11 protein-coding genes are annotated in these 12,692 nt (G+C 59.3%); 1 reads left to right on the top strand and 10 read right to left on the bottom strand.

What is annotated here, in order from left to right; all coding sequences use genetic code 11:
- Positions 1 to 19: 19 nt before the first annotated feature.
- The 9 genes from H7A51_06195 to H7A51_06155 form a co-directional block, all read right to left on the bottom strand.
- Positions 20 to 1,189 (bottom strand): metallophosphoesterase, encoded by a 1,170-nt coding sequence (locus tag H7A51_06195; protein MCP5535811.1) that lies wholly within the window; start codon positions 1,187 to 1,189, stop codon positions 20 to 22.
- 161 nt (positions 1,190 to 1,350) lie between these two features.
- A complete protein-coding gene (locus H7A51_06190; protein MCP5535810.1) occupies positions 1,351 to 5,361 on the bottom strand; it encodes a lamin tail domain-containing protein in 4,011 nt (1,336 codons plus the stop codon).
- A gap of 104 nt (positions 5,362 to 5,465) precedes the next feature.
- A complete protein-coding gene (locus H7A51_06185) occupies positions 5,466 to 6,179 on the bottom strand; it encodes a PEP-CTERM sorting domain-containing protein (protein ID MCP5535809.1) in 714 nt (237 codons plus the stop codon).
- 213 nt (positions 6,180 to 6,392) lie between these two features.
- The gene (locus H7A51_06180; GenBank protein ID MCP5535808.1) at positions 6,393 to 6,719 is read right to left on the bottom strand and encodes a MerR family transcriptional regulator; all 327 of its coding nucleotides are present in this window, start codon (positions 6,717 to 6,719) and stop codon (positions 6,393 to 6,395) included.
- A gap of 12 nt (positions 6,720 to 6,731) precedes the next feature.
- Entirely contained in the window at positions 6,732 to 7,706 is a 975-nt protein-coding gene (locus H7A51_06175) for a J domain-containing protein (GenBank protein MCP5535807.1), read from the bottom strand.
- A gap of 5 nt (positions 7,707 to 7,711) precedes the next feature.
- A complete protein-coding gene (locus H7A51_06170) occupies positions 7,712 to 9,139 on the bottom strand; it encodes a HAMP domain-containing histidine kinase (GenBank protein MCP5535806.1) in 1,428 nt (475 codons plus the stop codon).
- The gene (locus H7A51_06165; protein ID MCP5535805.1) at positions 9,117 to 9,800 is read right to left on the bottom strand and encodes a response regulator transcription factor; all 684 of its coding nucleotides are present in this window, start codon (positions 9,798 to 9,800) and stop codon (positions 9,117 to 9,119) included. The genes H7A51_06170 and H7A51_06165 overlap by 23 nt, the downstream gene beginning before the upstream one ends.
- Positions 9,801 to 9,922: 122 nt before the next feature.
- The gene (locus H7A51_06160) at positions 9,923 to 10,375 is read right to left on the bottom strand and encodes an Hsp20/alpha crystallin family protein (GenBank protein ID MCP5535804.1); all 453 of its coding nucleotides are present in this window, start codon (positions 10,373 to 10,375) and stop codon (positions 9,923 to 9,925) included.
- A 37-nt stretch (positions 10,376 to 10,412) separates the two neighbouring features.
- Positions 10,413 to 10,820, bottom strand: coding sequence for an Hsp20/alpha crystallin family protein (locus tag H7A51_06155; protein ID MCP5535803.1), 408 nt, complete (start codon positions 10,818 to 10,820; stop codon positions 10,413 to 10,415).
- A 215-nt stretch (positions 10,821 to 11,035) separates the two neighbouring features.
- On the opposite strand from H7A51_06155, the gene H7A51_06150 reads away from it, so the two are divergent.
- A complete protein-coding gene (locus H7A51_06150; GenBank protein MCP5535802.1) occupies positions 11,036 to 11,842 on the top strand; it encodes an Hsp20/alpha crystallin family protein in 807 nt (268 codons plus the stop codon).
- 89 nt (positions 11,843 to 11,931) lie between these two features.
- Here the strand turns inward: H7A51_06150 and xth are convergent, their stop codons facing one another.
- Entirely contained in the window at positions 11,932 to 12,690 is a 759-nt protein-coding gene (xth, locus tag H7A51_06145; GenBank protein ID MCP5535801.1) for an exodeoxyribonuclease III, read from the bottom strand.
- Positions 12,691 to 12,692 lie beyond the last annotated feature (2 nt).

Raw genomic sequence — 12,692 nt, 5'->3', positions numbered from 1 at the left:
AGAATACGTGGGTGGGAAATCAGGAAATGGACTGGAGCTGGAGGTGCAGCTCGCGCAGGGCGAGGCGTGCCTGTGCGGCGGATTCGGGGTCGTGAGCGTTGTCCGACGCGGATTTCAATTCCGCGGCGATGGCGGCGATGAGTGGATCGTCGCGCTCGGTGAGGGCGTTGAGCTCATCCTCCGAGGGTTCCACGGCGATGGAGCGCTTGAGCCTCAGGTTGAGCAGGCGGGCTTCCAGGCTTTCCAACAGATCCTCCAGGCGGCGTTCGCCGTCGAGGCTGAGGCTGCCGGTGAGGTGCAGCTTGAGCAGGTCCTCGTTGGCGCGGGTGCCGAGCTGCTGGGCGAGGCTCTGTTGGAAACTCTCGAGGGCGTCATCCGACTGCAAGTCAAAGCTGAGCTCGTGCCATCGGATGCATCCGGTGTCCAGCGGGGTCACCGCCGGGGCGGCATGGCGGGACGGGATTTCCACCACCAGGGCGTGGCCGGGCTGGTTGTTGTCGCCTTTTGCGAAGCGGTCCTGTTCGGGGGTTCCGGAATACCACGCTTTTGCGGTGATTTCCTTCATGCCGTGCCAGTCGCCGAGGGCGATGTAGTCGTAGATGGTGTCGGGCAGGCGGTCGATGTTGAGATCGTTGATGGCGGCATCCGTGTCCTCCTCGGAGGCAGACGAGAAGCCCTGGGTGCTGCCGTGGGCGAGCACGAGCCAGGGGCGGTCGGTCGGGAGGTCGGCGGTGTCGAGCTGGTAGAGCCAGGCGAAGGGATCGGCGGTTTCGTGTCGGCGCAGCAAGGGGCAGGGGAGGAGGACGGCATGGTCTGTGATGACGGGTTCTGCTAGGCGGAGCAGGTGGAAGTTCGGGGCGCTGGCTTTTTGTTCGCGGAGAAAAAACTCCTGGTCCCAGATGCAGCCCGGTCCTGCGTAGTCGTGGTTGCCGGGGATGGCGTACACCGGGACGCCGAGCGAGCCGACCGCGGAGCAAAACGCGGCGACGGTGGATTTGTCCGGGGTGAAGGAATCGAAGAGGTCACCGGCGACGACGACGAAGTCCGCCTTGTGGGTTTTGACGGCCTGCTGCAAGGATTGCACGGTGGTGATGCGCTGGGCCCGGAGGGCTTCGCGTTTGGCGTGGTCTTTGATCGACTGAAAGGGCTTGCCGACTTGCCAGTCGGCGGTGTGGATGAAGGTGGTCATGGGATAGTAGAATAATTTCCTAACAATTTGCGGTTTCTTCGATAGGGTGTCCAACAAAAAACTTCAAGAGCCATATTATGGCGAGGGGACCAAAGGTTCAGTATTTGACGGATTATTGGACAGCTGTTTGTCTGGTTCAAATCCGACATGCGGTACCATTTTTATCGCTGTTTGACCTGGTAGCGCAGGAACCAGCGGGGGGCCGCGGGGGGCGACAGGGTGGAGAATGTCACGCGTGCGTAGGGTCCGCTTGTTGTCTGGACCGATGTTTTCTGCATCAGGCTGTCCGCCGCCTGCCAGTGGACGAGGTCGGTGGAAACCTGCAACTCCCCATCGACATCCTCCGCAAGCTGGTTGAACTCGATGCTGAAATCGACGTGTCCGTCCGGATGGACCAGGGTGTTGTGTTCCCGCGTGGCGTAGGCCAGAAAATCATCCGCGTTGCCGCCTGCGAAGATGGAGCCGTCGGTGCCACCCGGCGTGCCGTGGACGGCGGTGCTGGCGCGCCAGTTGAGCGGCTCAGCCGGATTCGGGGTGCCGAGCGGGTCGATGAGCACCAGGGAGAAACCGTCACCGTCCGCGCTGAGCGGCCAGCCCGCCTCATCGTCGTAATCAAAATCGATGATCGCCTCGCCGGCGCCGTAGGAGAGCTTGAGCCGTTCGCCGCCGTTGTCGAGTTTACCACTCCATGCGCCCGCCACCGGAAGCCCGGCGCCGTAGCGCATGGTGAACGCGGCGAGGTTGTTGACCACCAGCACATACCCCCCCGGCGCGAGTGAGGTGACGCTGCTGCCCGCAAAATCAAAATCGACCCCCTTGGTCAACCGCACATTGGCGAGGTCGATGACCTGGGTGCCGATGTTGCGTATTTCGATGTATTCAAAATAGTCGTCGTCATCATATCCGGCGGCCAGTTCGGCGGCGGTCGGCGACGCTGGGTGATACATCACTTCACTGATGACCAGGGAGGCTTTGAAAATCTCCAGGTTGGAGGTGCTGGCGGTGAATTCAAGCGGAGCCGACCAGTGGCTCCAGCGGCCGGTGTCATCCTGGTGCCTGACCCGGGCGCGGTAGCTGCGCCCGGCGCGGGTGGCGACCGCGGGAGGGGTGAGCGTGGCTTGGAACGTGGGCAGTTCGCCCGATTCCCACGGGTTGTTCCACTCGTAGATTCTTTCGACCGAGGCCGGTACCAGCGCGGGGACGGTCCGGAGTTTGAAATCAAAACTCATATCGCCGCTATTGGCGGCATACTGATGCACGGAAACGGCGATGGTGTTGACGCCGGTGACAAACTTGTCGGCGGGGATGGTGAATGCGTGGAAGCTCGATTCGTTGCTGCCCGACGCGGTGGTGCTGGCGAGGGTCTGGTGGGTGATCTCGCCCTCGGGCATCTGGTTGCGCCAGACCTCGACACCGTTGACATAGACCACCGCGCCGTCGTCCCGGATGATGTCGGCCTCAAAGCTCTCGATCGTGCTAATGTCGGTGATGTTGACCGTTTTCCGGAACAGGATGGCCGGATGGCCGCTGCTGATGACGGTCGCCTCGTCGGATTCACCGTAGCCGATCTGGGTGGCGCCCTCTCCCCAGGTACTGTCGTCGTATCCTGTTAGTTTCCATGTGGCGCCGGGGTCGGTGCCGTCATCGAGGAACTTCCACGGGTCACCACTGCTGATGAGTTGCTGCGCCACGTTGATGGTCAGCCCGGCGACCTCGGCGATGCGCCACTCCATTTTCCCAAAGCCGGCTCCACCTGCTGTGCTGGAGAAATCCGACGAGGTGAAAACGAGGCTGTCGGTGGGAAATCCGGGCGTGCCGTCGTAGCTGATGCTCGGGGTGTCGGGGATGAGGTTGTCAGTCGCAAGCTGGTCGAGGTAGGCGCCCCGTCCACCGACGAGATTAGCGCCGAACATGGTGTCGCTGACGAAGGCGACATTGCGCATCGGCTCGGCGATCTCCTCCAGGGACTGCATCGTCTCCGTTCCGGCGGCGGCGGGGCCACCGGTCCAGCGGTCGCGGTCGGCCATACTGAACTCCGCGAGCAGCGCCACGTGCTGGTTGATCATGTTGTTGACGGTTTCCTCCTGCCAGAGGAGATCGCGGAACTCGCGGAGGAAATTGCGATAGCCTCGGGTGAAGGCGGATTTCTCCGTGCCCGACGGCGGCCGGCGGATGTCATCGAAAATCGCCGCCCACGGGTAGCCGGTTCCCACGGCGATGCCCTGCGAGTTAAAGCTGTCGTGATAGCCTTTCAGCCAGGTGGCGTCATGGTCGTGCGGGATGATCCGGAGCAGTCCGTAGGGGGCGTCCGTCGCGGGTTGGAAGTACCACGCCCGGTTTTTCAGGTGGCTGGACGTGGTGCCGAAGTCGTAGTGACGGACGGCCTCGACCACCGCGTGGTAGCGCGACCACTGGTCCCAATCGACGTGCTGGCTCAGCCAGGTGTCGGTTTGCGAGGAGTTGAGGTTGTTGCGGACGTTTTGGAAATCACTGCCGTCGCTCACGCTCTGGCGCGCCTGGTTGCGCTGTAACTCGAGGGGGTCGGTGACGCCGTCCTTGAGTTTGTACATATTTCCGTTAGGCAGCCCGCGATCGTCTAACAAGTTTCCGTCGATGTCCTGCACCACGGTGGCGAGTCCGAAAAAGTCACCATTGTACTGGTCCGGCGACTCATCGGCACCGTCGATCATGCGGAAGTGCACCGGGAAGAACAGCGGGCACTCCACGCCGACCATACGCCAGAGTTTGGAGTTCATGGTCTCGGGCAGGCCGTAGTTGTTGACGCCGTCGAACCGGGACATTTTTCCCGTGTTGAGACTCCTCCATTTCACGGCGAGCAGGTTGCCGTCCTCGTCACGGGCCTGGAAATGGTGTCCCCGGTTAAAACGAAAGCGCATCGAGCGTTTGCCGTCACCGGAGTAGCGGTCGTTTCTTTGGCGCAGCCTCCATTTGACGTGGTCGTAAACCACACCGTCGTAGACGAAGGCGCACTCCCAGTTGAAGGCCTGGCTGGCGGCGACGTTGGCCTTCGGGATCTGCAGTCCGCTGTCACCCGTCGAGCTGTAGGCATAGGCGTAGGCACGGTCCTGGTTTCTTGTGATCATGGTGTAAACCGGCAGCGTGCTCAGCGCGGCGGAGCTGTAGGTGTGGGTGGGTTCACCGGGGTAAACCGAGTTGGAGGCGGTCCAGTCGGGCACTCCATTGTAAACGAAAAAGGCGAAGTTCAGGGATGCGTCATCGGCGTAGGGCACACGGATGGTCGCGGACTGCGCGTCGGTGGCCGAGATCCGGTAACGCACCAGCGTGCGGTGGGTCTGGGCGGGGATTTGGGCGGTGTAGATTCCGTCGGCGGCAACCAGGTCCGCACCGCTGCCGTCGTCGGTCATGGCGATGGTGGTCCAGTTCGCCGGATTTTCAAATTCCGGGTTCGCTTGCAGCGGGGAGTTCGGCGAGCCTGTGAGGGTGCTGTAGTTGTGTGGTAGGTAGGCGGGGATGTAGGCGCCGGGCGCCACCACCTGGTAGAGCAGGTTGACGGTCGCCACGCCGTCCGGATCACTCACCTTGGCGGTGACGGTGGTCGGGGTGGCTGCGGTGGGAACCTGCGGGCTGTGGTCCACCTGGCGGATGATCGGCGGCGCATTGCCGGTCAGGACCGCATTGGCCGCCCCCGGGGTGGGTGCCGCCCCGCGCCAGGCACCGCCCAGGTCGTTGTCGAGCGATGGGTTGAGCAGCTGCATCGAGGCGCCCTCTCCGTTCGGGCTGACCGGCCAGGGGAACTCCGCCCGGTAATCGACGCTGTCGATCACCACGCCCAGCGAGTCGCGCAATTCCAGTTTCTCACCGTCGTTGGACAGGGAGCCGGAGTATTCCAGCACCTGGGCGGTGACGCCGGGGTATTTGGCGGTCAGCGCGCCGGGGTTCTCCGCGACCAGCAGATAGGCGCCGGCGTTGAGCGTGGTGCCGGAGGGAAAAACCCGTGTAATACCGGCGGAAAACGACCACCCGCTGAGATCGACCGGCCCCGGCCCCGTGTTGAGAAGCTCGATGAACTCGACGTATTCCGTTTTCGGCTCGGCATCGTAATGCACCTCGTTGATGACAATGTCAGCCCGCACGCCCGCAGCCGCGGCCGCGAGCGAGGCAAGGAGGAGGGGGGTGGAGCGGGTCAGCATTTCGGATGTTGAACAGGGGGCTTTTCCCCAATAAAGGGCTGCAGAACGGAGTCTGCAACCCTTGAGGTAGCCGATGTGAAATCGGCGTATTTCTGGTTAAGTGGTTATTTTCTGCGACGGAACACCAGGGCTAGACCGCCGACGCCGAGCAGGGCTGCGGAGGATGGCTCAGGGACAGATTCGAGCTGCATGCCGCTGAAGGTAAGGAAGTGGTTGGTGGCGTCTGCACTGGTCAGCAACACGGTGGCATTACCCGATCCGTCCGGAGTGAAGTTGATCACTGAGTTGTTGAAATCAGCAGCTACCACTCCGACGGCGTTTTTATTGATGTTGGAAGCCGCACCGCTGGTGGCGGAGCCGACCAGGGTTCCGGTGGTGATGCTGGGGGTAATCGTGTAGAGGCCAGCGGAAAAACTCGCGCTATCCGTGGCCGACACGTTGTGCCAGGCTGTGAACTGGTGTTCTACTCCGAGAGCAAGACCGGTAAAGGAGATGCTAATGGTGCCATCGCCGCTTCTTGCTGCCACGGTGTCGCCTACAAGGTCATTCCAGTCAGCGTCCGTGACGTTGACAGCCCCCCATGTGCCGCCAGCACGTCCGGCAAAGTAGCCGCCCGCGCCACCGGCTGTAAACGTGACGCTTCCACTGGTGAGTGAGGAGGGACCAGAGCTGTTTGGTGCGGTAACGGATGTCCAGCCGGACTGTGTGGTGCTGCTGGTGTCTTTCTCGAGGTCGATCTGATAGACTGTGGCGGCACTGAGTAGAGAGGTGGAAGCTGCGAGTGTGCCGAATCCAAGTGTTAGCTGTTTTAGTTTCATAGTGTATTTGGTTGGTGTTATTGGGTGTGTTTCCGCAATGTCTCCAAGCGGTGATCAACCAAATGGGGTTTTGCTTTACAGGGGACATCCCTGACAGGAGTGGATGGGTATGGTCAACCCAAGATTGTGATTCTAGCGCGACAGGGTAAGAGTATAGCGCAATATGACAAGTGTGATGGGTTGTTAGATGTGCCGGGCAGCCGTCGGGCTGATTCACCGAAGCCGTTCACGCAGCTCGCGGAGTTCCTGTTCGCGGGAGTCCAGGGTGTCGAGCAGGTTGAGGATGTAGCGGATGGTGCGCAGGTTGGCGTGCTCGTAGTGGCGGAAGTGGGAGATCTGCCGCAACCTGGTCAGGCCGCTGGGGTCAAAGTAGATGATTTCCTCCTCACTGCGAAATGCGCTGACCAGGCCTCCGCGCAGGAACTCCTCGACCATTTCCGGGTGCAGTCCGCAGATGTCTGCGGCGTCAGTGAGCTCGATGAGTGCGTCATCATCGTCTGCGATGCCTGTGATGGGGGTGATTGGGTAATGACTGGACATGGTGGGAAATTGTTAGAATTTGCGTGGGTTGAACGAGGATGAGTCGGCGAGCTGCTGCCAGAGTGTTTTCTCGGCATCCGTCGTGCTGTCCGGGGTGACGACGCGGATTTTTGCGAACAAGTTGGCCTTTTCCCCGGTGGTTCCGGTCGGTAGACCGTGCCCCTTGATGCGGAGTTCGGTGCCGTCCTCCGTGTGGGGCGGAATCTTGATCCGGACCCGGCCTTCGAGCGTGTGCACGGAGATCTCGGCGCCCAGTACCGCCTCCCATGGAGCCACGCGCAGCTCGGTGTGGAGATCTGAGCCGATGACACGGAAGTCCGGGTGTTTTTCAAAACGTACATGGAGAAAGAGATCACCGTCGGCACCTCCATGCACGCCGGGCTGGCCAAGGCCGGCGCAGCGGATCAGCTGATCCTCGGAAATACCTTTCGGGATACGGATGCGGTGGGTCTTGGTTTCCGCGGCTCCGGTTTCGCGGTTGACTTGCTGTAGCTGGATTCTGCGTTCGGCGCCCTTCAGGACCTCGTGCAGGGTCACCAGGATGTCGGCGTGGGTGTCCTGGCCCCGTCGCTTGCCGGTACCGAACCCCCGGGTTTGCCTGAAGTCAGCGCCTGATGTTCCCGGATGTGAGCGTGCCCCGAACATCTGTTCGAAAAAATCACTGAATCCGGTGCCCTCATAGGTGTAATGATAGGTGCCGCCCTCCGGATCGCCGAAGCCGCTCCAGCCAGCGCCCGCCGGAGCTGCCCCAGCGCTGCCAAACCCTTCCGGCTGGCTGCCGTAGAGGTCATATTTTTTCCGTTTCTCCGGATCGCCGAGCACCTCGTAGGCCTCGTTGATCTCTTTGAATTTCGTTTCTGCCGTCTCCTTGTCTTTTGCGACGTCGGGGTGGTATTTCTTGGCGAGTTTGCGGAAGCTCTTGCGGATGTCATCCTGTGATGCATCCTTGTCGACTTCCAAAGCGGCATAATAATCGGGACTCTGCATGATGGTTACGTAATGATGTTAGGGTGGGGCAATTGCATGGTAAAGAGCGACCCATGGTCGGGCTGGCTTGAGACAGACACATCACCACCGTGTGCCTCGACGATGGCCTTGACCAGGCTCAGACCGATGCCGATACCGCGGGTGCTGCGGCTGCGTTCGGCGCGGTAGAGCCGTTCCCAGATCCGTGAAAGGTCGTTTTTACTGATGCCCTGACCCTCGTCTTGCACGGTGATTTTGCAAATGTTGTTTTCGCTGGCGGATGCGATTCTTACCGTTGTGTTAGGCGGGCTGAACTTGATGGCGTTGTCCACGAGATTGGCCAATGCCTGCTTGATGCGGGTTTGGTCGACCAGTAAGCGGATTTCCTCGGGTGTCTCGACAGTGAGCTGGATGCCCTTGTCTTCCGCCACGAACTCATAGAGATCAACCACGGAGTCGATCAGATCGGAAACCGAGCATGGAGCCAGGTCGAGCTGGAGCACACCGGACTCCGCCTCGGCAACATCCATGAGTGAGTTGAGCAGGTGGTTCATACGCTCGCTTTCCTCGATACAATCCGCCAGTGCGTCGCGCAGTGCTTCAGGATCGGGTTCATTGTCGAGCGCCTCTTGGACAATGATATTGATACGGCTCAGCGGTGTGCGGAAGTCGTGGGCAATGCTGTCGAGCGAGTGGCGCATCGAGCTGACCAGCGAGGTGTTTTTTTTCAGCAGTTTGTTAAACAGCTTGATCAGCGCGTTGAGTTCGTTGCCGCGGCCAACCGGATCCACCCTGCGGTTCATGTCGCCGCTGCGGATGATGTCCTGCATGACGGCGATCAGCGTGCGTATCGGTGCCAGCCTACGGTAAGTGAGGAAGGCTCCACCGGTGGCGGCCACCACGATAGCGGGAATGAACGCCAGAGTGAAAATGCGCCGTAGTCTGCCGAGGGTGGCACTGCTGGAGCGGGTGTTTTTTCCTGCCTGGAGAATGGTTCCCGAATCGTCCACGGGAATGGAAACCACCACCCAGGTGTCGTTGCCAAGTTCGATGCCGTAGCCTTCCATCCGGGAGTCCAGGTCGTTGAGTGCATGCGGGTAGATCGGATCGCCGCCGGGTGCGAGCGACTTCACGTAGTTATGGTTGGGGCCGGTGACCCGGGCAAAGATAATGTCACCCGACTGCATACTCTGCTCATTCATCCGCGCCTCGAGTTCCTTGATATTGCCGCGTTGAAGCCATGCGCGGTATTCGGCAGCGCGGTTGCGGACTATCTGCAGCTCGTTGTCGCGGATGGTTTCCGCCATGTAGTGGTAAGCGATCCCGAGTATCAACGCAGTGATTGCGGAAAAAAAGAGCGTGTAAGCCAGGGCCAGGCTGACACCTGATGCCCAGCCGATCTTGCTGGCTTGCGAGCCGTTTCCGGCTGCCTTATGACTCTGGTCTGAGGACATAACCCATGCCGCGGACGGTATGAATGAGTTTGGGAGAGTAATCCTTGTCAATCTTGGCCCGCAGCCTGCACATCAGCACATCCACGACGTTGGTCTGCGGGTCAAAGTGATACTCGTACACGTTTTCCAGAATCGATGTCTTGGAGACGACCCGACCCTGGTTGCGCATGAGGTGTTCTAACAAAACGAACTCCCGCGCATGAAGGGGGATGGTTTCACCGGCCCTGGATGCCTCCCGTTTCCACGGGTCGAGCTCCAGATCCGCTACGCGGAGTTTTTCAGCGTGATCTGTCTGGGTGTCGCCGGATCTTCTGGTGATCGCCTGCACCCGTGCAAGCAGCTCGCTGAAGGCGAAGGGCTTGACCAGGTAATCATCACCACCACGTTTCAGCCCCTCGATGCGCTCGTTTACACTGCGTTTGGCGCTGAGGATGATGACGGGGGTTTTCACCCTCGCCGCGCGAGCCCTGCCGAGCAGGGAGAGGCCATCGAGCTCGGGCAGCATAAGATCGAGAACGGCCGCGTCATACTTCCTTGTCATGAGGAGGTCGAGTCCGTCGATACCGTCGTGGGCTGTGTCCACGACCATCCCCGCTTCCTTGAAGCCCTTGGCTATGAAGGAAGCTGTCTTCACATCATCTTCTATGATCAGAACCCTCATTGGATGGATTTTTTATAGCACATCCCTTGGAGAGTGCAATGGTGGGAAACAAGGACCGCACCTGGTGGCGTGCCGGGTGCGGTCCATTCTGCCGAAGCCCCGGTGTGGGGCAACCTCCATGATTACTTGATCGTGATTTTCCGTGGTTTGGCGGCCTCGGAAATCGGCAGATCCAGAGTGAGGATGCCGTTCTCGACACGGGCTTTGATCCGGTCCTCATCCACCTTGATGTTGAGGTTCAGCCTCAGGCGGTAGTCGCCGAAGGGTAGCTCCGTGAAGACGGGTTTCCAATCGTCCGGGTGCCGCTCCCTGCGATGGCCGCTGATGGTCAGCACATCGTCATCGAGAGCGACAGCGACGTCCTCCTTGGGTACCCCGGGCATCCACACTCTCAGTGTGTAGTCCCCGGATTCGAGTGACTCAGTCTCATAGTATGGACGCAGCCAGACCTGCTCACTGGAGCGGTTCTGCTGGTGGTCCATCTCGTTGTTCATCCGGGTGACTTGATTCTTTGGCTTGTCGGAAATGTGGTTTTCCTTGTCTGCTGCCTTGTTGTTTTTTTCTGTGAGTTTCATGGTATGCTGGTCTCCTTTCTGATGGTTTGTCGGGTTGTTAGTTCACGCTGATCGCGACGGGTTTCTTGTCCTCTGACTTCGGCATGGTCACGGTGAGCAGGCCGTCTTGCATGCTTGCGGAGATGCCGTCTGTCTTGACGCCGTCCGGCACGGTGATCGAGCGGTTGAATGTGGATTCGTAGTGTTCGTTGTCCGATTTCCTGGTGACTTTGCCGTTCACCGTGAGCACGGAATTATCAAGTTCAATCTCCACGTCATCCTTGGCGATGCCAGGCATGGCGAAGGTGGCATGGTAGGCGTCCTTACTCTCGTGCAGGTCCACACTCAGGTTGGTGGTGCCGGTCCCATTGCCAAGGCTTCCGAAGTCGCGGAGAAAGTTCAGGAACCAATGGTCGATATCATTCGGGATACTGGTTCTTGGGTTTGTATGTCTGATGAGTTGCATGGTGGTATTTCCTTTCTATGGTTGGAATGAATGATGTGAACTTTAGGAGTTGGTCTGCCCGGGGGGCGGTCCGCTTCATCCTTTGTTCGGGGACACTATGCCACGGTGTTGTTACAGGTCTATTTCCTGAACATTACAAAGGTGTAATCCGCAGGAAAGGGGTGGGTAAAGTTGTGTTGCGATCATGCCGGTGTGAAACAACCCCGTATATTGCTATGAAAACAACGAACCAGAAAACCCAACCTGACAATACCCCCGGGGGAGCTATAACTCCGGAATCCAACCATGTAAAAGAGCGCGCAAAGACATCCCCCTTTGTCGTGGCGGCGATATGCCTGCTGACGCTTGCCGTCGGTGTGCAGGGATTCTTTTTGACGACGATGTACCTGGACACTGGCGATGCTGAAAGGAAGGTGGCAAGCCTCACACTTCCTGAGAAGTTACTCAAACCCTCTGAGAAGCCCATGGCCAAAGGTGAGGCCGCGGCGGAGACCGAGGATATCCCCAAGGCCGGGGAAGGGCTGATAGAGCCGGACAAGCCCTGGCAAAGCTTGTTTTCCAACCAATGGGACCCGTTCAAGGAAATGTCCGACTTGCAGGAAAGGATGAACAAACTGTTTGAGCACCGTTACAATGGTCTAACACCATCTCCGGCACTGCCCAAGCTTGATGACTGGTGGTCACTGAACCATGCGTGGTCCCTCAACAACGGTGGCAAGGATATGTTTTCCCTCGGTAGTGAAATCCGGGATGAGGATCACGCCGTGGTGGTCACCCTTGATTTGCCGGATATCGACGAGGACTCGCTTGATATCCGTTTTGAGGATGGCGTGCTCAGCGTCAGCGGTCGGCAGGATAAGATGAGTGAACAGCTCAATGACATGGAGCAAGTAGTGGGCCGCTCGCGCTCGGTGAGCAGCTTTAGCCGGAAGTTCACGATTCCAGCGGATGTAAACGCTGCCGCGATGCGTTACGAGGTGCTTAATGGCAAGCTGAGGATTACGCTGCCCAAAGTCGATTAAAACCCCGGCAAACCCCGAGCATCCCGGTTGCCAAAGTGTCCGGCAGCCGGGATTTTTTTGTAATCATTTTTCAGCTGTCGTGACGCGGGTTACACGATTTCGAGCAAGACCGGGCAGTGGTCGGATCCTAACACGTCAGAGAGGATTTCAGCTTTGGTGACACGGTCCATGAAGGGCGCCGAGACGCAAAAATAGTCGATTCTCCAGCCGATGTTCTTTCCCCTTGCGCCGGCCCGGTAGCTCCACCAGGAGTAGGCCTCGGTGGTGTCGGGGTAGAAGTGACGGAAACTATCGATGAACCCATGCGCGACGATGTTATCGAAGCCGGCGCGTTCCTCGTCGGAGAAGCCCGCGCTGCGGCGGTTTTGTTGGGGACGAGCGAGGTCGATCTCCTGGTGGGCGACGTTGAGATCCCCGCAGAATATGACAGGTTTTGTTTTTTCCAGGTTTTTGCAGTAGGCGAGGAAGTCGGCGTCCCAGCGCTGGCGGTAGGGGAGGCGCAGCAGTTCGTTTTTTGAGTTGGGCGTATAAACCGTGACCAGAAAAAAGTCGTCAAACTCAGCGGTGATCACCCGGCCTTCGGTATCGTGTTCGTCGATGCCCATGCCGTTTGTTACACCGAGTGGCTCGTGTTTGGAAAAAATGGCCGTGCCCGAGTAACCGGGTTTTTCAGCGGAGTTCCAGAAGGTGTGGTAACCGGACATTTCCAGCGGCAGATCCACCTGCTCGGCGCGGGCTTTGGTTTCTTGCAGGCAGAGGATGTCCGGTTGGTGCCCGGTGAGGAATTCAGCGAAGTTTTTGTTGATGACGGCACGGATACCGTTGACGTTCCAGGAGATGAGTTTCATTT

The sequence above is a fragment of the Akkermansiaceae bacterium genome, assembly GCA_024233115.1.
Classification (GTDB): domain Bacteria; phylum Verrucomicrobiota; class Verrucomicrobiia; order Verrucomicrobiales; family Akkermansiaceae; genus Oceaniferula.
This window is presented reverse-complemented; position numbering and strand designations above follow the sequence as displayed.